The sequence below is a fragment of the Chitinophagaceae bacterium genome, assembly GCA_016717285.1.
GTDB lineage: Bacteria > Bacteroidota > Bacteroidia > Chitinophagales > UBA10324 > JACCZZ01.
Genome location: JADKFU010000005.1, coordinates 869,649 through 894,689, shown reverse-complemented (window position 1 = coordinate 894,689; position 25,041 = coordinate 869,649). Strand labels below are relative to the sequence as shown.

General features: G+C 38.1%; 19 protein-coding genes. 7 read left to right on the top strand and 12 right to left on the bottom strand.

What is annotated here, in order from left to right:
• Positions 1-12: 12 nt before the first annotated feature.
• The 7 genes from IPO83_13500 to IPO83_13470 form a co-directional block, all read right to left on the bottom strand.
• Positions 13-597, bottom strand: a complete 585-nt coding sequence (locus tag IPO83_13500) for an IS5 family transposase (GenBank protein ID MBK9732272.1) — start codon at positions 595-597, stop codon at positions 13-15.
• Between the two features lie 6 nt (positions 598-603).
• Positions 604-771 (bottom strand): transposase, encoded by a 168-nt coding sequence (locus tag IPO83_13495; protein ID MBK9732271.1) that lies wholly within the window; start codon positions 769-771, stop codon positions 604-606.
• Between the two features lie 699 nt (positions 772-1,470).
• On the bottom strand, positions 1,471-3,612 hold the full coding sequence (locus tag IPO83_13490) for a T9SS type A sorting domain-containing protein (protein MBK9732270.1): 2,142 nt from the start codon (positions 3,610-3,612) through the stop codon (positions 1,471-1,473).
• A 544-nt stretch (positions 3,613-4,156) separates the two neighbouring features.
• Positions 4,157-4,915 carry a class I SAM-dependent methyltransferase gene (locus IPO83_13485; protein MBK9732269.1) on the bottom strand — a complete coding sequence of 253 codons (759 nt, stop codon included), beginning with the start codon at positions 4,913-4,915 and terminating at the stop codon, positions 4,157-4,159.
• A 24-nt stretch (positions 4,916-4,939) separates the two neighbouring features.
• Positions 4,940-5,758: a class I SAM-dependent methyltransferase gene (locus IPO83_13480; GenBank protein MBK9732268.1), complete on the bottom strand. Its 819-nt coding sequence runs from the start codon at positions 5,756-5,758 to the stop codon at positions 4,940-4,942.
• Between the two features lie 84 nt (positions 5,759-5,842).
• Complete coding sequence (locus IPO83_13475) at positions 5,843-6,832, bottom strand: glycosyltransferase (protein ID MBK9732267.1); 990 nt, start codon at positions 6,830-6,832, stop codon at positions 5,843-5,845.
• 69 nt (positions 6,833-6,901) lie between these two features.
• Positions 6,902-8,191 (bottom strand): glycosyltransferase, encoded by a 1,290-nt coding sequence (locus tag IPO83_13470; GenBank protein ID MBK9732266.1) that lies wholly within the window; start codon positions 8,189-8,191, stop codon positions 6,902-6,904.
• A 180-nt stretch (positions 8,192-8,371) separates the two neighbouring features.
• On the opposite strand from IPO83_13470, the gene IPO83_13465 reads away from it, so the two are divergent.
• From IPO83_13465 to IPO83_13450, 4 genes are all read left to right on the top strand, one after another.
• Complete coding sequence (locus tag IPO83_13465) at positions 8,372-9,742, top strand: insulinase family protein (GenBank protein MBK9732265.1); 1,371 nt, start codon at positions 8,372-8,374, stop codon at positions 9,740-9,742.
• A gap of 29 nt (positions 9,743-9,771) precedes the next feature.
• Positions 9,772-11,109, top strand: a complete 1,338-nt coding sequence (locus tag IPO83_13460; protein ID MBK9732264.1) for an insulinase family protein — start codon at positions 9,772-9,774, stop codon at positions 11,107-11,109.
• 228 nt (positions 11,110-11,337) lie between these two features.
• The gene (locus tag IPO83_13455; GenBank protein MBK9732263.1) at positions 11,338-13,206 is read left to right on the top strand and encodes an ABC-F family ATP-binding cassette domain-containing protein; all 1,869 of its coding nucleotides are present in this window, start codon (positions 11,338-11,340) and stop codon (positions 13,204-13,206) included.
• Between the two features lie 49 nt (positions 13,207-13,255).
• Complete coding sequence (locus IPO83_13450) at positions 13,256-15,061, top strand: tetratricopeptide repeat protein (protein ID MBK9732262.1); 1,806 nt, start codon at positions 13,256-13,258, stop codon at positions 15,059-15,061.
• Between the two features lie 35 nt (positions 15,062-15,096).
• Here the strand turns inward: IPO83_13450 and IPO83_13445 are convergent, their stop codons facing one another.
• Positions 15,097-16,152 carry an RluA family pseudouridine synthase gene (locus tag IPO83_13445; protein ID MBK9732261.1) on the bottom strand — a complete coding sequence of 352 codons (1,056 nt, stop codon included), beginning with the start codon at positions 16,150-16,152 and terminating at the stop codon, positions 15,097-15,099.
• A 208-nt stretch (positions 16,153-16,360) separates the two neighbouring features.
• Complete coding sequence (locus IPO83_13440; GenBank protein ID MBK9732260.1) at positions 16,361-17,347, bottom strand: pyruvate dehydrogenase complex E1 component subunit beta; 987 nt, start codon at positions 17,345-17,347, stop codon at positions 16,361-16,363.
• Between the two features lie 193 nt (positions 17,348-17,540).
• Here IPO83_13440 and IPO83_13435 point away from each other — a divergent pair, with 193 nt between their 5' ends.
• The 3 genes from IPO83_13435 to IPO83_13425 all read left to right on the top strand — a co-directional run bounded on the left by IPO83_13435 (position 17,541) and on the right by IPO83_13425 (position 20,893).
• Entirely contained in the window at positions 17,541-19,586 is a 2,046-nt protein-coding gene (locus tag IPO83_13435) for an OmpA family protein (protein ID MBK9732259.1), read from the top strand.
• 222 nt (positions 19,587-19,808) lie between these two features.
• Positions 19,809-20,093, top strand: coding sequence for a septum formation initiator family protein (locus tag IPO83_13430; protein MBK9732258.1), 285 nt, complete (start codon positions 19,809-19,811; stop codon positions 20,091-20,093).
• Between the two features lie 47 nt (positions 20,094-20,140).
• Positions 20,141-20,893: a PorT family protein gene (locus IPO83_13425; protein ID MBK9732257.1), complete on the top strand. Its 753-nt coding sequence runs from the start codon at positions 20,141-20,143 to the stop codon at positions 20,891-20,893.
• Between the two features lie 12 nt (positions 20,894-20,905).
• Here IPO83_13425 and IPO83_13420 read toward each other — a convergent pair whose 3' ends face one another.
• The 3 genes from IPO83_13420 to sucD form a co-directional block, all read right to left on the bottom strand.
• A complete protein-coding gene (locus IPO83_13420) occupies positions 20,906-23,032 on the bottom strand; it encodes a hypothetical protein (protein MBK9732256.1) in 2,127 nt (708 codons plus the stop codon).
• A gap of 142 nt (positions 23,033-23,174) precedes the next feature.
• Positions 23,175-23,921, bottom strand: a complete 747-nt coding sequence (gene fabG / locus IPO83_13415) for a 3-oxoacyl-[acyl-carrier-protein] reductase (protein ID MBK9732255.1) — start codon at positions 23,919-23,921, stop codon at positions 23,175-23,177.
• A gap of 240 nt (positions 23,922-24,161) precedes the next feature.
• Entirely contained in the window at positions 24,162-25,034 is an 873-nt protein-coding gene (sucD, locus tag IPO83_13410) for a succinate--CoA ligase subunit alpha (protein ID MBK9732254.1), read from the bottom strand.
• Positions 25,035-25,041: the final 7 nt, after the last annotated feature.

Below are 25,041 nucleotides of genomic sequence, written 5' to 3'. Positions count from 1 at the left end.
GCCGTTTTGAAATTATTTAAAAAGTTTGTCAAGAGCGGTTTTGATAAAAGAAATCTTGGTTATTACTTCACTGCTTAAAGGAGTGAACTCATAATCTTTAGAATTTCTTCGGTCATTATTGAGCCATGCAAGGGTTCGCTCCACAATCCATCTCTTGGGAAGTACTCTGAATTTTCCTTCATACTTTTTTACGATTTCAAGTTCGCAATGTAAGTTGGTCTTCAATTTTTGAATTAATGCTCCACTGTAACCTCCGTCCGCAAATGTCTTTTTAATTGATGGGTACGTTTGTTTTGCAAGACTGACGATGTCAAATCCTTTGTCTCTGTCTTGCAATGAAGCAATGTGAACTTCTACAGCCAAAAGATTACCCATCGTATCGGTAGCAATGTGCCTTTTCCTTCCTTTGATTTTTTTACCTGCATCATATCCTATGGCAAATCCTCCTACCGAAGTCGTTTTTACGCTCTGGCTATTTATGATACATACCGTAGGACTGGCATTTTTATCACTCTTTTTACGAATCCGATATATCAACTCTTCTAAAATGTTATCCATCCGGCCTGCATACTTCCACGTTCTAAAATAGTAATACACTGTTTGCTAGGGTGCAAATTCTACGGGTAACATCCTCCACTGACAACCTGTTTTGACCACATAAAATATTGCATTCCAGATGTCTTTTAATTCGTGCTTTCTTTTTCTTTCACAATCAAAAAACTTTTTAATAATTTGCCATTGGGCATCGGTAAGTTGAGTGTAAGCATTCATGATCTGTAGTTTTAGTCAACCACAAATCCAATAGGTTTACTTCACTTTTAATTGCCGATGCCCTTTTTCTAATTCACCCCATTTCCCTTACCTGTATTCTTTTTTTAGTCATTTCAAAACAGCCTCTAAATTTGTTGATTTGGAGGTTTGAGTTTTTCAAGAGATATGCAGCAAAGAAGATTGAGAAAAGGAAGGAATGATTTTTGGCATTCCTTCCTGATTCTTTCCGATGGTCGGATTATTCTAGCAAAATTGCTCCTAATCTGAGCCTTCTTTCGCTTTTTCTCGGATTTTTTTTTGAATAATACCGCTTCTCTGTGAGGTCGAAACTGCTAAGAGTTTGCTCATATTAATTAGAAAAACTTGATTTGCAAACCCCCAGCAATTCTACGTTGGGTTAAAACAAAATTTGATTTGAACTTAAGAATGGGCATTAATCCTACATTGCAATTAAAAGTTTTCAATCAGTTTCTTCTTTTCATATTGATACCATTGATGCTGCGGCGAAATTCTACGCCGCAATAGTGAGTTTTGCATAGAAAATATTCGCTGAATTCAAAACGCTTCATGCCCTCCCAGTCTGCGATACTCTCAGAAGTGACTATATACATGAATGTGGCTTCCTACACGAGTGCCTAGAAGAAACATTTGATTTATGATAATTTGTAAATAATTTGATTTTCGAAATAGTAATATTTGTTATCCATCATGATTTACGATCATTTTCAGTGATTTAAATTTACCACTGATATTACTACGAAGTCGAACGAAATAAATTCCATTAGGATAATTTACAATATCCAAAATTAAATTCTCCCGAGTTTCAATTTTCTCAGAATAAGTTAACTCACCAGCAACGTTTACGACTTCTAATTGATAATCCTCAAACGTTGTATCTTGATTTACCAATATGGTAATTTTGTCCGAAGTTGGATTCGGATAGAAACTGAACTGCAACTCGTTTTGAGGTAATGCAATTTCTTCAGATTCAACTGAGGATATTCTTAAAAGATAAGTCAAATTACCTGAATAAATTCTGCTTGAATTGCAATTGGTCAAAGTTAGAATATATATAAATACATCAACCGGCGGATAATTGCCCGTTGAGCTACAGATGCCATTCCATGCTATCTCACCATTTGAAAAACCTCCGGCACAAGCGGCATTACCGCTCTGTTCGTGAATTAATTCGCCCCATTGATTAATTATTTTTAAATTATAGGTATTCGCATTGTAAGAAGGAATAAATCCTGCAATTTTTCCATATTCAAATGCTACCCACGGCGAGTTTTGAGTTACTGCATTGGTAATTGCTAGGTTTGGTAATGATCCAGTATACGATGGAAAAACTACGTTGGTGCTAGCAGTGGCTGAAAAGCATGCATTGGAAGTTGTTGCAGTATACAAAGCACTTGAAGAAGTATTTATCGTATTAGTTGTCTCTCCGCCAGGACTCCAGAATATTGAATTATTACAATTTCCAGTTATACTAGCTGTTAGTAAGGGAGAAATACACCAGTTGCATGGAGTCGTTAGTATAGTTACCGATGGTACCTGATTAATTAAATTAACAGTATTATAGTCTTTCGCAACACAACCAGTTATGCTATTTTTAACCGTGAGGGTATAAGTTTGTGAGACGCATGGAAGGATGTTAGTTGGGAGAGTTGGTGTAGGTGTTGCCATTGTTGAACTGCTTAACCAATTTGATGGCGTCCAAGTATAAATATTTATAGCTTCCCCCTTTTTTCCTATTTTTTTTGTACCATTCGTAGATGGACATAACTGAAGATCAAGACCCGCATTAGCAACAGGTAAAGCTAAGACTTGAAAGCACTTAATAGCTTCCTGCCAAGGAGAGCAATTTGACCAAACTCCATGTTTAACTAAATAATAATGTCCTGAAATAAAAGGAGTATTTACTAATGGCACTGAAATGTTGTTCCCAGTGAAGTAAATCAATTCAGGGCCGATTATGTTGCAATTGATGTCGCATTCATAAAAGTTCCATTGGTTGTTAACAAATGGTGCTTTAGTTGAAGTAACTAGAGACTCTCCATAGCAGTATGTATCATTTATATTAAATTCAACATTATACGGATTAGTTGTAGTTCCATCAGAACGAATACAGGAGTTATCTACCCATCCACTGAATCTACGGTCAGCGTCTGCTTGGTCAATATTTGCATGCTGTAGGGTGTTTAATCCATTTACACTTGCTGGAAGTTCAAAACATAATGGAGAACCCAAAATGTGAACTGTTCTTTCCTGATCGGAAAAAACGCTTAGAAATCCTTGGGTTGATGAAACTCTTTGAATCCTTGCATAATATGTTTGATTCCATGCTGGGATACTTAAAGAACTACTGCTAACAGGAGCAGAAGCATTGTCCTTGTAAGTCGCATAAATTTTGGTTTCAGAAAGATAATTAGGTGTATTATGAGGTGAAACAAGGTTCACCTCAATAAAGTCTTGGTTTGTATAAGGTGTTAGAGGAGTATAAGGTGGGTCCTTATATGGTTTCTGGGTCCCTGCCGTTAGACAAAAAAGACTAGCTGCAACACCAATGTTATTACCGCTTTGAGGATTGAAATCAAATTCTGCCACCCATACGTTACCAAGCGTCATACCAAGGGAAGTGTAAACTCGATGATCAGATTGCCCAGGAATTTGGTTATAAATAACCTTTCCACTTGTAATTGTAACCGCTGTTCCTACATTCGTCCATCCGTTTAAATTGCTGTAATCTTTATTTAAAATATCACATTGAGCTTTTAAGGGTAAAGGCTTAGTTACAATCAATAAAAGTACAAGCCAGAATAATAATATTACTTTTTTCATATTTTTATTTTTTACCATCATTAAATTAGATATATTCGATAAAATAATTAATTTGAATAAAAACCATTATTGTTTGCCGATTGACTGCTTATTAATAAAGCATAATAAAATTTATACTTATTTCATATCAATATAAGATTATTTACCAGGAAGAAATTTTCATTTTTATGAGAATAAAACCAATAATTATATAAATACTGGTTAATAACTAATAAACGTCCTGTAAGTAAACCTCCGCAAACAACTCTTTTCCTTGATACTGTCAAGGTGGACGTGTTCTCACGATGAAGACTGTAAAAAATTCTTTCAATTTTGGTTTAATTATAAATTAAACAATACTTATACCTAAAACAATACACAATATTGATCAAATGTAGTACGATATTTTGAAACTGCAAATTTTTTTTGGATAATATTTATTCTAACAAAACTGACTTCTATTCTTGTGTGATAAATACTATAAGATAAATGAATTGCATAAGTTCATTCGATACAGTACATGAAAAATCCATAGATAAGTTCAGTTTGGCTTGAACAAAAAAGATTAAGCCAAGGATAAATAGATGCCTGATTGACCGTCGGTTTCCACACCATACTCAAAAGAAACTATCCTAAATCCACTTTGATTAATGATATCTTCAAAATATTTTCGATCAAAGCGAACACAATGCAGTGGCATTGTCCATTCCATCCGATAATTTGAAGGGTTTTCTGTTTCATTTTCAACTTCTTCTTCTATAAATGCTGTAAAAAATACTTTTCCATCCTTATTAATTATTCGTCTAAATTCATTTAAATAATTCTTAATATCCAACGTCTTCATGTGCGAAAATACCGAATATAAATAAATAAGATCAATTTCATTCTCATCGAAAGGCAGTAATATACCATCATATAATTCCCTACCACTTCTATTATATAACTCATTTTTCATGTTCAACAATACAAACTGAAAATTAGCTGAATTAACTTGCAAATATTTTTTGCACCAGTCAATTGCTCTTACACTAACATCCACTCCAGTATACCTACCAATATCAGGCAATACTTGCTTTAATCCAATTCCTAGTCTTCCTACACCACATCCAACATCTAAGACTTTAGTACTTGAATTTGCATTCATTTTATTAATCAATCTTGTTGCTTCACTTATGGCAGAATTATAATAGTGACCATTATCACGAAAATTAGAGCCGCAATATCTCAAATACTTTGCCGGCAATCTCGTACCATTATATAACACTGAATCAGGTACTATTTTATAATAAATATTTCTTATTGTTTTATGTATTAACGATTTCATAAATTACTAATTAAATTATTTATACTATTTATTTTTTTTCTCGCACTTAGCAAATAGATCCAGGCTCGTATATATATCATCATTAATAATATAAAATTCATCTATATTAAAATGTTTTTGATCAATCACTTCCATTTCATTTTGATTAATCTTCGACAATAACGGTTTTAGAATAGAGCTCATTGCAACTTTTATTCTTGTCGGAATAATTTTTTTAAGAGGATTATTTACATCAATTTGAATTTTATTAATTCGTCTATATTCCATATCCATGATTTCCTTTGTGGCACAAATCCCTAATATTTCAACCTTTTCAAATCTTATGTTAAGCAATTGCTTTAATTCATAAGGATAGTATTCTCTTAAATGAAATCTATTCCAAGGTTTTTGCATCGGGAACAATCTAATGGTTTTATTTGGGGTTGTAAGAAACAAAAGACCACCAGGTTTCAGTATCCTATAAGCTTCACTTACGAAATGCTTGTCATCAGCCACATGTTCAATTACCTGAAATGAAACTACGACATCAAAACTTTCGTCATCGTAATTTACATGCGTGCCGTCATATGCCATAAATTGACAATTTACAGAACCATATTTTCCTTTTGCAAAATCAATAATTTCTCTGCTAACATCAATTCCAATAATATTTATTGCCACTTGTGAAAGCAAAGATGTTCCATATCCTTCACCACAACCAAAGTCCAGAATGTCATTTTTTTCATTTAATTGATTTTTAACAACCTCATAAGCAAATAAATGTCTTAAAAGCATAACCCTTTCAATTTGCCCTTCAACTTTGTCAGGTAACAGTCTCTCAGATGTTTTCATAATATTTTTCATTGACAAAATTATCAAAAACAAAGTATAGTCAAATCCTTAACAGAATTTAAATATAGAAGAGCAAAAATAAAATCTCGAATGCAGCTAAATTTTGTTATCAAAATTACCAGCAAGACCATCCTTTACTGCTTTGATAAACATAGAATAGCGATTCAACTTAAAACTAACTAAAGAAAACAAAAGCATGCCGAAAAGATAGATTATCATATTAATTACAAATAGTAATTTTGAAGTACATAAAAAATAAAGTGATAGGTAAACGTTATTTCTGATTGAATAATAGCTTCGAAAATTGTTTTGCTCAAGATACTTCGATTTCAAGAATGTCCTGTTCGAAGCATCATACCAAACAGATTCAATATCTGCCACCTTGCAATTATGAAGCAGCATAATACTTCCTCCGATTATCCTAATTCTATTCGTATATTCAAAATCATCCGCATAAAGAAAAAATTTAATGTCAGGATATCCAATAACCGAAACCAAATCCTTATGCATAAATAATCCTCCATATGGAGCAAACGGTATTTCTACATTATGCATTGTTATATTTTCACCAATCGCATTTCGACTGAAAACCTTATACTTAAGATATCCTAGAATATGCTGAAGGTTGAATCCAAGGAAAGCATTTTTAGATGGAAAATTAAATTCAATTGGGTATCCTTTCGAAACATTCACTAAGTACTCTCTGTCAATCCTCAAAGCCAGCAGTGATTGCTTCCGGCATTTTTCAGGATTTTGAATTGAGTGCCAATAACTTAATAATCCAATTAAACAATTATCAATAGGGATATTATCATCATCAAGAAACCAAATAAATTCAGTATCGCTATTTTTCAAGATATATTCTAACCCTGTTTTAAATCCAAAAGCTGATCCTTGGTTAGCTGTTATGCTTATTACATGAATTTTGTTGGAATTGAAAATACTAATAGACTGCTTTACATCATAAGTCGAACCATTATCTACCACAACTATTTGGATTATATCATTACTTTTTAAAACTTCTTTTAAAACATTTTCGAGAAATATCCAACGATTACCATAAGTTACTATTAGTATCGTTACCATTTAATAGAAATTATTGCTGTACAATTAGAAATATAACTGACTTTACAATTAATTATGAATGACTTAAATTTATAAGATCAATAAATCGGCAACTTTAGCAGCCAATTTTTTCCTTGAATATTTTACTTCTACATTAGATTTCACATCAATTTTTGCATTCATTACCGATTTATTTAAATGAAAAATTTTCTTCTTCAATTCCAACATCTCATCAAACCCACAAAACACCCCCCGTCCCGTCTCTCTAACTATTCTTGCTGCATCTCCATCTATATTTCCTATACCCAAAATCGGCCGGCCCGCTGCAAGATATTCAAAAAGTTTTCCCGGAATGTGGCCCAATACATTCGGGACATTATTAAGCACTAAAAGTAATATCGCTGACTTTTGCTGCAACCGTATCGCTTCATCATGTGATACATAATTTTTGAATTCAAGGTGCGGCGTCAAACCGAATTGTTCAATCTCCCTGAATACTTCATAATCCACTTTTCCTGCCAGGCGGATCACTAAATCTTCTTTAAACGATGGCACTTCAAGACATAAATCATGAAGTACACTCCAAAAACCTGTCAATGTACGATCAGCACTCAGAAGCCCGATGTGACTGATTGAAAATTTCTTGTCTACTTCCACTTTTGCTCCGGCATAATCTTCTTCATCAAATCCATTGGTGATAACTTCAACTTTCCTGTTGCCTATTTTCCCTAGTTCTTCCGCCCAATGCCAGCTCACAGTAGTTACCTTATCTGCCTTGGTCAACACCTCTTTCTCGAGTCGATGATGCTTAGCATCTGCCCATCTGCTTAGCATGAGCTGATGATAGAAGTCAATATTAGTCCATGGATCGCGGAAATCTGCAAGCCACGGAATATTCAATTTTTCCTTCACCCCCATCGCTATAAGGTGCGTGCTGTGAGGGGTTCCGGTAGAAATAATATAATCCACTGGATTTTTCCGGAGTTCAGCTACCAAAAATTTTATGGAAGGTTTGATCCAAAAACAGCGTGCATCAGGAATAAAAAAATTTCCTCGAACCCATATACTCAACTTTTGGGTAAAGGATTTAGGTTTACCTTCAGTCAAGAACCCTGAATATAAATTCTCTTCCTGCTTTTGTCCAGTGAATCTTTTGTACCAACTATAAGGTTCCCAGATAGGCTGTCTGATAACCTTTAAACCCGCAGGTATATCCTTCTCCAGTGACCGATCAATAATCGGATACTCCGGATTGAGTGCAGTATATATGATTGGTTCCCAGCCGAATTCAGGTAAATACTTGGACATTTTCAACCAGCGCTGAACCCCTGCTCCTCCACTCGGCGGCCAATAATAAGTTATGATCAGTACTTTCTTCAGAAGTAATTTTTTTGCCAAAGGTAACAATCCAACAATTCTATTCTCAAGCATGGTAAAAGCTGAAAATGTTAGTCAATTGTTTTCCTATTCGACCAATAAATCGAAACCTTCGACCAATATTCTATGATGCAAAATTTTTGTTCTTAGTTTTGTCCCTCATTCTCAACCTCATTTCTAACTATGAAGCGACCACTTTATGTTTTATTCCTGCTGACATCATGGATTTCAATGGCCAGCGGACAGGAGCATCTGCCTTCAAATTTCTTCATGAGCCGACTGGAAAACGGCCTGCAATTGCTGGTGATTGAAGACAGCAGTGTGCCACTTGCCACCATTGAAATTGCCGTTCACAATGGCTCGTATACAGAAGATTCTAATTTCAATGGTCTCTCCCACCTTTATGAACACATGTTCTTTAAAGCAAACAAGGACATACCATCGCAAGAAGCCTATCTGAAAAGAGTGCAGGAACTTGGCATTTCATTTAACGGTACTACGTCCGAAGAAAGAGTAAATTACTTTTTCACCCTTCCAGTCGAAAATCTTGATGAAGGATTAAAGTTCATGAACAGTGCCATTCGCTATCCGCTGTTCTTAGCGCAGGAAATGAAAAATGAAAACCCAGTAGTAGATGGTGAATTTCAACGTGCTGAATCTAACCCGACATTCCTACTATTTCAGGACTATAATAAGGAAATGTGGGGTAACCTGTATGTACGTAAAAATCCGATTGGAATTCATGATGTGATTCTTACTGCCACTCCCGAAAAGATGCGCACCATACAGGCGAAATATTATTGGCCGAATAATTCTATACTGGTTATTGCAGGCGATGTGAAACACGATGTGGTACTTTCAAAAGTAAAAGCCCTTTATAGTGATTGGAAGCCTTCAGGTTTCGATCCGTTTGAAAAATGGCCCATACCCGCATTTGAGCCTATCAAACAAAACAAAACATTTATTACCATCAATGAAAATTCAAGAGTGCCATTTGTAATCCAGGGATGGCACGGGCCCGATACCCGCAATGATGCTAAAGCAACCTACGCTGCCGATGTGTTTTCATTTATACTTTCTCAATCTTCTTCTAAATTCCAACAGGAGCTTGTGGATAGCGGACTTGCTTACCAGGTGCAATTTGGATATCAGACTTCCAAATATACCGGTCCTATTCAATTGTTTTTTGTTCCTAATCCGCAACGGTTGAAAGCCTGCATGAAAAAGGTAGAAGATCAAATAAAACGCTGGGACAGTGATAACTACTTTACTGATGAACAACTTGAGACTGCCATTAATCAATTAGCGATCAGTGAGGTTTACAGCCAGGAAAAAACATCTTCTTATGTTCATACGGTAACTTTTTGGTGGGGATCTGCAAATATTGATTATTACACCACATATATTGACAACCTGAAAAAGGTAACCAGGCAGGACATACAAGATTATGTCAGAAAATATATTAAAGACCAACCAAAAGTTTCAGGCATTCTTATGTCGAGCCAAATGCAAAAAATGCTTGGGATTACGAGTTATGATCAATTGTTTCAATAATTTGATTCAGGTAAAAAAAACTTCCATTTATGAATAAGAAATTTTCAATTTTCACTACTGCGACCTTTACACTATTCCTGTTTACAGTTTCCCTCGCAGTGTATGCAGATTCAGGAATCAAGGAAATTAATGTGGACGGATTACGTGTGATCATTAAGTCAACACCGAAAGATGTAATCAGTGCAAGGTTATTTGTTATTGGCGGAACTGCAAATTATCCTCTGGATAAACAAGGCATCGAATCGGCAGCATTAAACACCGCTTTGAATGGGGGTACTACATCTAAGAGCAAGAATGAATTCAAAACAGAAGCAGAAAAAATAGGAACCAGTTTCGATTACTCTTCATCACTCGACTACAGCCAGATGAGCATGACCTGTATTAAACCTTTCTGGGACAAATCATGGGCACTTTTTGCAGATGCGATAATGAACCCATCTTTTGATCAGAATGAATTTGATCTGATTAAAGAACAGATGGTAAGTAATGCTAAACAACAGGAGGAAGATCCTGATGCAGCGTTGGAGCGTCTTGCAAACGGATTTGCTTTCAAGGGCAGGAGCTACGAAAAAGATCCTAATGGTACTTCTGAATCCCTGAGTAAACTTACTTCAGCTAATACAAAAACCTATTACAATAGTACGATCGGTAAAGCCCGCTGCTTTTTAGTAGTGGTTGGAAATCTTCCTGAAGCAGATATTATTGCGAAAGTGAAAGCAACACTCGCAAAACTCCCTGGCGGATCAGGAGCAAAACCGGAATCACGGTTTGTAATTACCAAAGGTGCAGAGAATATTGTTGACCGTGATATTGCAACCAATTATCTCTGCGGTATTATGTCTTCGGCAACTTTAGCAAGCCCGGATGGAATTCCGATGATGATGGCAATGGCAATCATGTACGACCGTTTTTTTGTAGAGTTGAGAACCAAACGCAGTCTCTCTTATGCACCCGCCGCCTACATCAATACCAGCGCAATCACAAGCCCTTACAGTCAGGTTTATATTTCAACGGATTCACCTAAAAAATCTATTCAGGTGATGGTTGATTTATTGAATGAAATTAAGCGGGATGGATTTAAACCGGAAGAACTGGTCAACAAGAAAGAAGGATTTCTTACCCGTTACCTCATGGGACTTGAGACATCAGATGCACAGGCGCAGGCACTTGGAGTCTGGACCATTCGTGGTAACTGGAAAATGTACGACGAGTTTGTTCAACGTGTGAACAGCACCACGCTCAAGGATCTGAACAGGGTGATGGATCAAAATACCAATGCTATTATCTGGACCTACCTGGGTAAAAAGGCAGATATTACAACTTCAGATTTTAAACAAACGGAGGTGTATAAAAATAAACCGTACTGAGCAGAATAGCTATGCGGTTATATGGCTGAATGGTTAGTGCTTAAGTGGTTAAATAATTAAATTATTAAAGGCAAGGATATCATTGCACGTTCTGAAAAGCAATCAGGGATATGTTCATTAATCCCTGACTCTTATCTTCAAAGTAGTCCCATGCATAAATTACAAGGGTAACCCGAATATGCAAGCAATCCGTTGGTCTCAACTTACGGGTTATCTTTGTTCCTTCTTATGAACTATCTCTTCGCAGAAAACATTGCAAAGTCCTTCGGTGACAAGGAATTATTTCGTGATATAACAATCAGTATCAATAAAGGGCAACGCATAGCGCTGGTTGCTAAAAATGGTTTTGGAAAAACTTCTTTGCTTCACATTATTGCCGGCATCGAACCGCCCGATTCGGGTTCTGTATTGCTGCGCAAGGATCTGACTGTTGGTTTCCTCGAACAGGAAGCACTCCTGGATGATAATAAAACCATTATCGAAACTATTTTTGATTCAGACAATCCGGTAGTTACTGCGGTGAAAATTTATGAACAGTGCCTTCTGGAAAATGCAGATTCCAAAAAAATGCAGGATGCCATGGAACAGATGGATCTGCTTCAGGCCTGGGATTTTGAATCAAAAGCACAGCAAATTTTAACGAAGCTCAGTGTTGGTGAAGTAAACCGAAAGATCGGTACTTTAAGCGGTGGACAGAAAAAACGTGTTGGACTAGCCAGCGTTTTGTTACATGAACCAGAATTCCTGATTCTGGATGAACCAACCAATCATCTGGATCTTGACATGATTGAGTGGTTGGAAGAATTCCTCAAGAAAAATTACGATACGCTGCTTATCGTTACACATGATCGCGATTTTCTCGATAATGTATGCAATGAAGTAATAGAATTGGATGACAGCAAACTCTATTTCTATACAGGTAACTATGAATATTATGTTGAACGCAAAGCCGAACGGAAAGAGAACGATGCCATTGTTGTTGACAAAGCCAGAAACCTTTTGCGGAAAGAGCTCGAATGGATGCGCCGTCAACCTAAGGCTCGTACTGTAAAAGCCAAATCCAGGATTGATTCTTTCTATGAGATAAAAGAGGAAGCCTCAAGGGATTTGCGTGAAAAGGAATTAAAAGCAGAAATAAAAATCACAAGACTGGGTGGCAAGATCGTTGAGTTTCACCACGTGCACAAAAAATTTGACAGACTTACTATTCTTTCAGATTTCACTTACAAATTCAGACCAAGAGAACGACTGGGAATCGCAGGACGAAATGGCATCGGAAAAACAACTTTCCTCAATCTCATTACCGGCCAGGAAAAGCCTGACAGCGGAAAAATTGTTATTGGAGAAACGGTACAATTCGGATACTATACCCAAAAAGGAATGAAGATCAAAGATGATCAAAGGGTGATAGAAGTAATTCGTGACATTGCCGATTATATTACGCTTGAAAAAGGAAAAACACTATCCGCTTCCCAATTACTGGAACGTTTTCTTTTCGATAGAAATAAACAATATGATTACGTAGCGAAACTGAGTGGTGGAGAAAAACGAAGGTTGTATCTGCTTACCATTTTAATGAAGAATCCGAATTTTCTGATTCTTGATGAACCTACCAATGACCTCGATATCATTACACAAAATGTGCTGGAAGATTTTTTAGAAGAATATCCGGGTTGTCTGGTGGTGGTTTCACATGATCGGCATTTTATGAAAAAGATCACTGACCATCTTCTGGTATTTGAAGGTGATGGTAATGTCATTGATTTTCCGGGTACTTATGCAGAATACCTTTTCTGGAAAGATGACAAAAAGGAAACCCGAAACTCTATCAAAAACGGCGAGAAACCGGAGTCAATCACTGAAGTTGTTTCGTCAAAACCCAAAATAAAACGCAGCTATAAAGAACAGCGTGAATTTGAATTACTTGAAAAAGAAATAACTAAACTTGAACAAAGAAAAGAAGAACTGACTTCCTCGATGCAGGTTGCAGACTTACCTTTTAATGATTTACAAAAGTTATCGCGTGAAATGACTGCAGTGATGCAGGCTATTGATGAAAAAAGCATGCGATGGCTTGAACTTTCTGAAATTGCCTGATCTGTTGCGGACACAATAGAAAGACTTCCTATCTTTCCTTCCGTAAAAAATGAAACAGCAAGGAAATCAACAGCAAAAGTCAACGTTAAAACAAGCTGCTGATCTTTCAATGTTACACAGCAGCCGTTTTCACATTGGTGCAATTTGTTGCATCGCTTTGTTGCTCTATTTTCCTTCTCTTTCCTATCAGCTTATCTATTATGATGATGCAACACTGATTGAGAATATGCGAGTGTTCATCGCAGGACATCATTCCTTTTTTGAAATATTTTCCATAAGTGTTTTTGGTTCAGCTAAAGGAGGTCCTGATTTTTATTACAGGCCTATGCTTACATTATCACTTTATCTGAACGAATTAGCAGGTGGCAATTCATTAACAGGTTTTCATTTAACAAATATCCTGCTGCACGCAAGTTCTGCTGTTCTGTTGTATATGTTTTTAGGGAAGTTGAAATTTGACAAGCAACTTTCGTTTATCAGCGCTCTTTTTTTTATTGTTCATCCTGCAATGGTGCAAGCCGTCGCATGGATTCCCGGCAGAAATGATTCGTTGGTGGCCACATTTTCTCTTGCCTCCTTATTAATGCTGGTTGATTATTTCGAAAAGCGAAAAATGCATTTTCTGATTTTTCATTTGTTGTTCTTTTTTATCGCCTTACTTTCAAAAGAAAGCGCTGTGTTTTTACCAGTACTTTTTGTGATCGCCTGGAAAATATTTGGTACAGATAAAGCAAGCAAGGCAAATACATTGGCAGTTAAAATTTATTCAATTGGTATTATTACTATCTCATGGGTAGTGTTGATCGCAGTATTTCTTCTTATTCGCAAAGCTGTTTTAGGTTCACCTGTCGGTTTGCCACAGAGTTTCACGATAGTAAATTTTGTTAAAAACATTCCGGCGTTAATACAATACACCGGAAAAATGTTGCTGCCTTTTGGCCTTTCCACTTTTCCGATTTTAAAAAACACCTCTTTCCTATTCGGAATCGTAACCATTGCGTTGGTAAGTTATTTTCTTTATGCCTCAAAAAACCTCCGGCACAATTACCTGTTGCTGGCCGTGTGTTGGTGGTTGCTTTTCCTGCTTCCTGCAATATTGCGTACCTCAGATGAATACGAATCCGTTTTTCTTGAACACCGGCTTTATTTTCCATTGATAGGATTCTTGCTTTTGTGGCTTGAGACAGATCTGCTGAAAAAATTCAATTGGTCTTCAGTCAAATCAAAAATCATTGCCGGAGCAATCGTGTTATTGTTTTCTGCTCTTACTTTTATCAACTCTAAAAATTACAAAGACGAGTTCAGTTATTGGTCACGTGCAGTTTCAACATCACCCGACGCCTCATTTGCACACAGATCACTGGGCACCAGTTATTTCACTTCAGGGAAAACTGCAGAAGCTGAAAAAGAATACCTGCTGGCTATGCAACTCAATCCTGCTTTGAAAGAAGTCCGCAATAACCTCGGACGTATTTACCTTAACAACGGTAGCATTGAAAAAGCAGCAACATTATTTAATGAAGAATTGGAGATCAATCCTGAAAGCGCAGTCACTTACTACAATCTTGCATTGCTGCAACTAAATCAAAAGAAATTACAGGAAGCAGAAAATCTTATCAGGAAGTCACTGTCATTTGATCCTGAATACCTGGACGCGCAGAATGATCTTTGCGTAATATTAGCGATGCAAAAAAGATACGAGGAAGCAATACAGATGTGCATTCAGATTTTAGAAAAACATCCTGATTATGCAAGCGCCAGGCAAAATTTACTGTTGATTTTTAAGAGTTGGGCTGATCCGGAAAAGACAAGTTATTACAAAAAAGTCTTGCAGCAGAAAGGAATTGCAATATAGTTTCTTCAGTCAAATGATTGATTATGGCCGTATATTTACCAGCCTTTTATCTTCACATATTTTCTCCATTTCTCCAATACATTCCTGAAATCATCCGGCAATTCCGAATCGAAGAAAACATCCTGTCGTGAAGTGGGATGCACAAAACCCAGTGACTTTGCATGCAATGCATGACGGGGTATCATTTCAAAACAATTTTCTACAAACTGCTTGTATTTAGTATATACAGTTCCTTTCACAATCCTGTTTCCTCCATACGTTTCATCGTTAAAAACAGGATGACCTGCATATTTCATGTGAACACGAATCTGGTGTGTGCGTCCGGTTTCCAACCTGCATTCAATCAAGGTCACGTAACCTAATCGCTCCAATACTTTATAATGTGTGATCGCTTCCTTTCCATAATCTGCCTCCGGAAAAACGTCCATCATTTTACGGTTCTTCAAACTTCGTCCTACGTTACCGGTAATAGTTCCTTCTTCTTCTTTGAAGTCGCCCCAGACAAGTGCCTGGTATGTTCGCTTGAGGGAGTGATCGGCAAATTGCCTGGCCAAAAAATTCATGGCGAATTCATTTTTCGCCACTACCAATATGCCACTGGTATTTTTATCAATCCGATGCACTAATCCTGGCCGGTCTTTATTTTTTTCTCCCGGTGAAACAGGCAATTGTTGAAAGTGGTAGATCAAAGCATTTACCATTGTGCCGGTATAATTTCCCACTCCCGGATGCACCACAAGTCCCGGAGGTTTATTAATTATTACCACATCACTGTCTTCAAAAACAATATTCAATGGAATATTTTCAGGCAACAGATCATGCTCCATCTTCGGTTCAGGCAACATGACCGTGATAAGATCAAGCGGCTTTACTTTGTAATTAGATTTTACAGAAATGCCATTGACCAGAATCATGCCTTCATCGGCGGCATGCTGAATTTTGCTACGGCTGATTGCTTCGATACGGTTGAATAGAAATTTATCAATACGCAAAGGAGTCTGACCTTTGTCAACCGTTATGCGAAAATGTTCGTAAAGACTATCCTCTTCTTCACCCTGAATGATGATTTCATCGGATGTCTCGGTATTCAATACTGCATTTATTTTAGATGGATGATTCAAGAGTAACTGTTTATTTTAATTCAAATTTTCGAATGCGTAATAAGTGAGCCACTTAATCAGGAGACAGAGATAAATGACTTGATAAATAATGCCGGTGTTGTCGACAATTTTAGCGTTCAAAGAAAATTTCTACAACTAACCCAAACAGTCCCTTTGATTACAAAATTTTTGTAAATCTTCAATTCTGATACATCGTTTCCTTCACCGCCTTTATCACTTTCTCCGGATTCGGCATGAATGCCTGTACGAGTGTGGGTGCATAAGCAATAGAAGTATCAAGCGTTGTTACTCTTTTAATTGGTGCATCCAGGTAATCGAAGGCATGTTTCTGTACCTGGAAAGTTACTTCGGAAGTTACCGAACCATACGGCCAGGCTTCTTCAAGAATCACCAGGCGATTAGTTTTTTTGACGGAAGTAATGATGGTTGGAATATCCAATGGACGAATTGTTCTCAGGTCAATTACTTCAGCGGAAACTCCCTCCTTTGCTAATTCATCGGCTGCTGCAAAAGCAACCTTCATCATCTTGTTATAGGAAATGATGGTGACATCAGTTCCTTCTCGTTTAACATCCGCTTTACCAATCGGAATCAGGTATTCTTCTTCCGGCACTTCGCCAACGTCGCCATACATCACTTCTGATTCAAAAAAGCAAACCGGATCATTATCGCGGATCGCACTTTTTAATAGTCCTTTAGCATCATACGGATTAGAAACGGAAACCACTTTCAATCCCGGGACATTCGCCATCCAGTTTTCAAAACTCTGCGAATGTTGCGCACCCAATTGTCCGGCTGCTGCAGAAGGACCTCGAAATACAATCGGGATGTTAAACTGGCCGGCTGACATAGACAGCATCTTTGCCGCAGAATTCACGATCTGATCAAACGCAAGCACAGCAAAATTCCAGGTCATAAATTCAATCACCGGACGGGTGCCATTCATAGCTGCTCCTACTCCAATACCTGTAAATCCAAGCTCAGCGATCGGTGTATCAATCACGCGTTTTGGTCCGAATTCATCAAGCATGCCCTGGCTAACCTTGTAAGCGCCATTGTATTCAGCCACTTCTTCACCCATCAAAAACACGCGATCGTCTAACCTCATTTCTTCTACCATGGCTTCGCGAAGTGCCTGGCGAAAGGGTATCTTTCTTACTTCCATAAAACTGATAAAATTTGCGGGCAAATATAAGGAAGTAATAGTGGTTTGCCGCGTTTACAGACTTGCTGCAATTTTAGCAGCCCAAAATGATGATAGAAAATTCATTTGGAGTACCTATTCATCGCACACGTTGACCAACCTTTTTTCGTTTCCTAGTTACTTTCCAATAAATTTGCTTCAATCACTGCAAAAAATGAAAATTAATAATCTTAGTATTTTTCCTTTACTGCTTATCCTATTCTGCTTTTCTTCCTGTCTGATTACCAAACAAACAAAGACTGGTGAAACACTCTTTGCTGAAAAGCAATATACTTTAGCTGCCGACCTGCTTCAAAGTGAGTTCAACAAAGAAAGTGAACCTTCCATAAAAGCAAAAAAGGCATTCCTGATCGCAGAATGTTACCGCTTTAACAGTGAAACCGAAGCTGCTGAAAAATGGTACAAAACAGCCTTTGCTTTGAATGATGATCCACGGTCGCAATATCTCTATGGCCAGATGCAAAAAAGCAATGAGAAGTACACAGAAGCTGCGGCCACTTTCACCGAATACTTAAAAGAATCTCCTTTCGATGATCAGGCACGGAGTGAAGTGGAAGCCTGTAACCTTGCACAGCAATGGAAAACAACAGAGTCCGGTACTACCATTACCAATGTGGAAGCATTAAATTCTCCGGCTTATGATTATGCTCCGGTTTTTTTCGGCAAAAACGGATTGGTGTTTACCTCAGACCGTTCAGATGCCGCCGGCAATAATATATATGGATGGACCGGCGAAAAATTCAGTGACCTGTTTACAAGTTCCAAGGACGAAAAAGGAAATTTTGGTGCACCGGTTCCTTTCAGTGAAGTATTAAATTCCGCTTATAACGAAGGAGCAGCTTGTTTCAGCAAAGATTTTTCGGAGTGCTATTTCACACGTTGCGGCAGTAATCAAACCATGAATGATTACTGTAAAGTTTTTTACTCCTTTCGGACAGATGATACATGGAGTGATCCCCAGGCAGTGCCTATATTTAACGACAGCACTAACGTATCGCAGCCTTTTTTATCTGCCGACGGCAACGAACTTTATATCGCGGCAGATGTGGATGGAGGTTATGGAGGAAAAGATATTTATGTGCTTACAAAAACGTCGGAAGGATGGAGTAATCCCTTGAACCTTGGACCCAACGTAAATACAACAGGAGAAGAAACTTTTCCTTACCTGGCGGAGGACGGAAGATTATATTTTGCTTCAAACGGACAGATGGGTATGGGCGGACTGGATATTTTTGTTGCCTCACGAATAAAAAATCAATGGGGAAATGTTCAGAACCTTAAATCACCCATCAATTCGGGAGCAGATGACCTCGCGATAATTTTTGACAAGGTGAATCCAAAGGATCAGTACAAAATAAAATCACAAGGCTTTTTTGTATCCAACAGGCCGCAAGGAAAAGGTCACGATGATATTTATTATTTCACAGAAGAAAAAGTGAAAGTGTACATGGTTACCGGTGATGTGGTTGAAAAAATATTTGAAAAAGAAAACAACCCTAACAGTCTTATAACAGGCTTCGCTCCGCTTGTAGCCATTGATGTAACGATTAACACGCTGGATGAAAAAGGAAACGTGGTTCCAAAAACACAGCAGGTGATTAAAACTGATAAAAACGGAGCATTTCGTTTTAAGGCGGAAGCAGAAAAAACTTACAAGATGAGTGCTTCAAAAACCGACTATTTCAGCAAGTCGGAAACCGCGAGTACGATAGGTTTTACGGTGATTGATAAAGACACAGTGACCGCAACTGCAAGAATTATTCTGGATAAGATTTATAAAAATGTTCAGGTTAATCTGAGCAACATTTACTACGATTATAACAAAGCGGACATTCGTGAGGATGCCGCGAAAGTGTTGGATACCCTGATCACTTTGCTCAATGAAAATCCGGGCGTTCAGGTGGAATTTGGTTCACATACTGATTCACGTGGTAAGGATGCTTATAACCTTCGGTTGTCGCAGGCACGTGCACAGTCGGTAGTAGATTATTTGGTGTTGAAAGGTATTGATCCATTGCGGTTGACTGCAAAAGGCTATGGTGAAACGCAACCGGTGAATGAATGTGTGAATGGTGTAAAGTGTACAGAAGAACAATTCCAGGAAAACAGGCGCACCACTTTTAAAGTATTGTCAGACACTTTTATGATAGAATCGACGAGGCCGGAGGAGATTATTGTAGATCCGAAGAAGATTCCTTAGTCGATAGTCCTGAGTGGTTAGTTGGTCAAAGGTCATTAGTCAATAGTCATTGGTAATTGGGCATTGGTCACTTTGGTTGGGGCATGTTGAAAAAATGAATTTTGAATAGTGAAGCGTTCATTTTTAATTGGTGAAATTTGTTGTTGTTTCTTTTAAGAAAGTGTTTTGACGATTATGAAAAAATCATTCAATAAATTTTTCTCCACACTTCGTAAGGGTAAGATCCCTACCATACTGACTAACAAATACCTGATTGTGTCCATTGCTTTTCTATCATGGATGTTGTTTTTCGACAATAACGATATTGCATCGCAGGTTCAGTTGCGGATGAAACTTTCAGAGTACCGCAATAAGAAAGAATATTATGAGCAGAAGATTGCTGACGTGAAAAATGAAAAAAAAGAGTTATTGACTAATCAGGAATCGCTCGAAAAATTTGCCCGCGAACAGTATATGATGAAGAAAGATGATGAGGACTTATTTGTGATTGTTCCGGAGAAGAAATAGACTATCTCTTATTATTTCATTATCAATTTTATCAAGGACGCATTTTTATGAAGAAATTATTTCTTCCCTGTATGCTCTTCTGCTTCATTCAACTTGTTTTTGCCCAGGAAAAGTCTAACGAAACATTTTTTCAATTTGGTTTAACTGCAAATTTTCTTCAACAGGTGGATCAGGAATACAGCGGTCCTTTAGGAGGAACCACAGGTTATGAATTCACCAACCTTTATCCATTGCCTGGTTTTATATTTGGGGTTAGCAGAGAAATGCGCCTGGGGAATAAGTTATTTTTCAGAGCGGGTGGAATGCTTAGCTATCATGTGACAAGTGCTGAAATTAATGCGCAATGGGCTGTAAAGGGTGCACTAGTTACAGAATACAAAAACATAAAAGCTCGCTTTCGAAATACTTATGGCCAGATTCCGCTTGATCTTGGAATTTCATTCGGAAATAAAAATCAACTCAGCATTTATGCAGGATTGAAAGGGAGTATTCTATTATTTAATGGGAGTAAATGGGAGTATTCAGAAACTAACTATAACTATGATTTTACAGTGTCGCCTCCTGTATATCTTTATGCTACAAATCCTCATGAGGAAGAAACAAAGTTAGACATACATAAAACAGATATCGCCGTTGAACTCGGTTTCATACAGGATTTGTCTGATAATTTTGTGCTTGAGGAAAGAATCTATAAAGGACTATCCCACATGGCAGATTTTATGGAAGGTGTCGCAGGCAATAATCTGGAACAATTGACTTTTGAAGTTGCTTTGGCGGTAAAAATCAGCCAAAAGAAATAAAGACTATCGTCTTCAATATCCCCCATTAAACTTCCTGATTCCCCATTCAATAGCCAGCAATAATAAGATTGGAATAATCAACCAACGCAGATTGATTAAAGGCTCAGTGCGTGTGGAGCTATAAAGTACAGGTTTAATTTCCTGCTTCGCTTTGATCTCTTTCGACAGATCGCTGAGTTGTGACGGATAGAATAATTTCCCGCCGGTCTTCTGACTTAAAGCATACAGCAATTGATGATTGGCTCTTGTTGTTTCAAATTCTAATTGCGTGGGTGAAACAGTAAACGAACCTGAAGCGAAAAAATCTTTCTTGTTATAATTAACTTTTGAACTATATGTATAATTGCCTACCGGGAAGTAACCGGCATTCAATGTATAGGCATTCGCATTTTTGCTGAATATAAATGGAAACTCTTTTCCCTGTTCATCTTTAATCGTGAGGGAAACGTCAGGTGCATTTATAAGTTCATTGGATTCATTAAGCAACTCTGCATTAAATACCACGGATTCATTCTCAGAGAAGATATGGTTGCCGCCGGTTTTCTGTTCCTTCTCCAGCCTCACCCGGAACTGCCGCTCATCAGACTTCACTGATAAATACTGAACAACAGAAGAGATTAATGAATTAAATGCGTCATGATTTCCATTCATTTCAAAATCGTTCATCCGCCAGCGCCACAGTCCTTCTCCGGCAATCATTCCAGTCCGTCCATCGAGATCCTGTTGAAAAAGAATGAGGGGATATTTGGTAACTACAGAACCAATTTTTTGCACCACAAGTGTTGCAGCTCCCGGTGAAATGCGGTAATCACCAAACGGTGAAATGAGCGGTGGTAATGAAGTGATCTTATTTATTAATTCTTCAGGTACATTGAAAAGGTTAAACTCCTGGGAGAAAACCGGAAATGCATCGCTGGTGGCATTATTAGCGCCCGTAAGATTTATAAGTGTCTGCGAACTGTTGAGTAATGCAGTATTAGTCTGCGCACCAAGAATGTAAAGCACCGATTTCTTTTTTGCTTTAATCGCCTGGAGTACCGGCTCAATATTATTAACTGAAGATGGCAACTGATGCAGAATCACAAGGTTGTAATCGTCGATCTTACCAGGAACAGTCCCGCCAAACGCAACCGTGACCTCATAATTTTTATTTGCTTCAACAGATTGCTTAATCGCTGCAATATCAGGATGCGCTGAATTGGCAAGGATGAGGATCTTTTCCTTCTTCTCAATCACGTCAATAAAAACATCTTTTACGTTGTTGCTGGCTGATGCTTCTCCTTCCACTTCAGCAAGTATAATACGATAGTGATTTACGCCGGGTGTTTCTGCTTTCAATAAAAATTCTGAGCTCCCACTGAAATCATTTCCCTCTATGGTAATAGATTTTTCATCCAGTTTTTTTTCAGTGCTGCCTGCAATCAGGCTAATCGAAATTGATGTTTTCTCATTGGCACAAAACTGAGACCTCCATTCTGCTTTCAGCGGAAAGTAATCTCCATAAAATACAGTGCGGTTGTGCAGCACATTCAATAATTGCAGGTCACGTTTCACAGTAGTATCACCCATGCCAACTGTATAAATGGGAACGTTTAACTCCTCTTTAAGGTAAACAGGGCTGCTGCCTTCATTATAAATACCATCGGTGGCAAGAATAATGGCACCAAGATTTTGATTGGTGTATAAGTTGGCAAGTTCATCAAGAGCAGAAGAGATATCAGTGGTCTTGTCAGTGAAAGAAAAGTCAGGATTTTCACGCAGTGAACTTCCAAATGAGTAGGACTTCACATCATAATCTTTCGAAAGTTCATTTATGAATTCTGTAACACTTTTCGCATAGCGAATAGAATCTTCCTTTGTATGATTCACCATTACCGATGATGAATTATCCTGCGCAAAAACGAGGATGGGTTTCTCAATGCGAGTTGAAATAGTCCGGATCAATGGCGACAAAAGCAGGAAAGCAATAAAACTGATAGTAATAGCGCGAATGATGGCCAATAACCACAACCATTTCTTAAATGATTTGCCAAGATCTTTAAATTGCCAGTCACGGTAGTAAAGCAGAAATGATGCGCCAATACCAATCGCAAGACATAACAGTATGAACCAGGAAGGATATGAGAGGGAGAGATTCAAGTTATGTAGGAGCTATGAACTATAAATTATGAACTATGTGCCGATGCTTACCTTGTATTTGTGATTTTTAATTTTAAAAAACGACTAACGACTAAAAGACCCAAAGACTGAAGACTTAAAAACTCACTACTCACTACTCCCATCAAGTATTCAACCCGCCGCAGACTGAAATCACTTGTCCATTTACATAGCTGGAAAGATCGGAAGCAAGGAAGAGCACCACTTTTGCCACTTCTTCTGCCGAACCATAACGTGCCAGCGGAATGTTCTTCTTGAATTGTTCTTTCATTTCGTCGCTGATGCCATGTGTCATATCGGTTTCAATAAATCCCGGTGCGATCGCATTACAACGGATATTTCTTGATCCTAGTTCTTTCGCCAATGATTTTGTAAAACCAATCACCCCGGCTTTAGACGCGGCATAATTGGTTTGCCCGGCATTACCTGTCATTCCAACAATAGAACTCAGATTAATAATTGATCCACCACGTTGCTTCATCATGGGCTTACAAACATTCTTTGAAATGTTAAAGACAGATTTCAGATTGGTGGTGATTACAGCATCCCACTGTTGTTCCGTCATGCGAAGAATCAGGTTATCATGTGTGATGCCTGCATTGTTCACCACAATATCGATAGTTTGAAATTCCATCAAAATATTACCCACGAGTTTCTCTGCTTCCGCGAATGAAGCGGCATCTGATTTATAACCAATGGCCTTAACGCCCATAGCATGCAAAGCATTTTCCAGTGCCATAGCTTTTTCAGCAGATGACAAGTAAGTAAATGCAATGTTAGCTCCATGTTCTGCGAGTTTTTTAGCGATAGCTTCTCCGATGCCACGTGAAGCGCCGGTGACGAGGGCTGTTTTTCCTTCAAGAATCTTCATAAGTGAATGGTGAAAAGTGAATGATGAATGGTGATCACTGTTTTAAACTGTTGAACTAATTAACTTTGATAACATTCTGAAACAACCTGAAGTCAACTCAGGAAGTGCTCCACAATTTTCAATGATTTAGTTGTAAAAACATGTAAATACCTTTTTTATTTATGATTCTCCGGGATAATTCCCAATCTATAGAAACAAATCAAACTATGCGCGAATTGCTGACCATTCACCCATCACTATTCACCCTTTCAGCAACTTCGCCATCATCTCGCCTATCACAGCCGGACTTTCTGCCACTGTAATTCCACATTCCCTCATGATGTTCATTTTAGCGATCGCAGTATCTTCCGTTCCACCCACAATTGCACCCGCATGTCCCATTCTGCGGCCAGGTGGAGCGGTTTGACCCGCAATAAAACCCACAACAGGTTTTGTTCCATGGGCTTTGATCCAGCGAGCTGCTTCGGCTTCCATACCACCACCGATTTCACCAATCATCACAATGCCCTTTGTTTGCGGATCATTCATAAATAACTCCACTGCTTCACGTGTTGTAGTGCCGATAATCGGATCGCCACCGATGCCGATAGCTGATGAAATTCCAAGTCCGGTTCTACAAACCTGGTCAGCGGCTTCATAAGTAAGTGTTCCTGATTTGGAAACAATGCCTACGGTGCCTGTCTTAAAAACAAAACCCGGCATGATGCCCACTTTCGCTTCTCCGGGAGTAATTACACCCGGACAGTTTGGCCCGATCAAGCGACAATCTTTATCCTTGATAAATTCCTTTGCTTTGATCATGTCTTGCGTCGGAATGCCTTCAGTAATGCAGACAATCACTTTAATGCCTGCATCGGCAGCTTCCATGATGGCATCTGCTGCGAAAGCAGGTGGAACAAAGATGATGGATACGTTGGCTCCGGCTTGTTTCACAGCATCTTCCACCGTATTAAAAACAGGCCGCTCCAAATGTTGCTGTCCGCCCTTGCCTGGAGTTACACCTCCTACCACATTAGTTCCATATTCGATCATCTGTGTGGCATGAAATGTTCCTTCCTGGCCGGTGAAGCCCTGTACAATTACTTTTGAATCTTTGTTGACTAATACGCTCATTTGTTGC

Bases quoted from the DNA above. Each gene is read 5' to 3' on its own strand.
- IPO83_13495 (MBK9732271.1), bottom strand. From the start codon at position 771: ATGAATGCTTACACTCAACTTACCGATGCCCAATGGCAAATTATTAAA.
- IPO83_13490 (MBK9732270.1), bottom strand. From the start codon at position 3,612: ATGAAAAAAGTAATATTATTATTCTGGCTTGTACTTTTATTGATTGTA.
- IPO83_13485 (MBK9732269.1), bottom strand. From the start codon at position 4,915: ATGAAATCGTTAATACATAAAACAATAAGAAATATTTATTATAAAATA.
- IPO83_13480 (MBK9732268.1), bottom strand. From the start codon at position 5,758: ATGAAAAATATTATGAAAACATCTGAGAGACTGTTACCTGACAAAGTT.
- IPO83_13475 (MBK9732267.1), bottom strand. From the start codon at position 6,832: ATGGTAACGATACTAATAGTAACTTATGGTAATCGTTGGATATTTCTC.
- IPO83_13465 (MBK9732265.1), top strand. From the start codon at position 8,372: ATGAAGCGACCACTTTATGTTTTATTCCTGCTGACATCATGGATTTCA.
- IPO83_13460 (MBK9732264.1), top strand. From the start codon at position 9,772: ATGAATAAGAAATTTTCAATTTTCACTACTGCGACCTTTACACTATTC.
- IPO83_13455 (MBK9732263.1), top strand. From the start codon at position 11,338: ATGAACTATCTCTTCGCAGAAAACATTGCAAAGTCCTTCGGTGACAAG.
- IPO83_13450 (MBK9732262.1), top strand. From the start codon at position 13,256: ATGAAACAGCAAGGAAATCAACAGCAAAAGTCAACGTTAAAACAAGCT.
- IPO83_13440 (MBK9732260.1), bottom strand. From the start codon at position 17,347: ATGGAAGTAAGAAAGATACCCTTTCGCCAGGCACTTCGCGAAGCCATG.
- IPO83_13435 (MBK9732259.1), top strand. From the start codon at position 17,541: ATGAAAATTAATAATCTTAGTATTTTTCCTTTACTGCTTATCCTATTC.
- IPO83_13425 (MBK9732257.1), top strand. From the start codon at position 20,141: ATGAAGAAATTATTTCTTCCCTGTATGCTCTTCTGCTTCATTCAACTT.
- fabG (MBK9732255.1), bottom strand. From the start codon at position 23,921: ATGAAGATTCTTGAAGGAAAAACAGCCCTCGTCACCGGCGCTTCACGT.
- sucD (MBK9732254.1), bottom strand. From the start codon at position 25,034: ATGAGCGTATTAGTCAACAAAGATTCAAAAGTAATTGTACAGGGCTTC.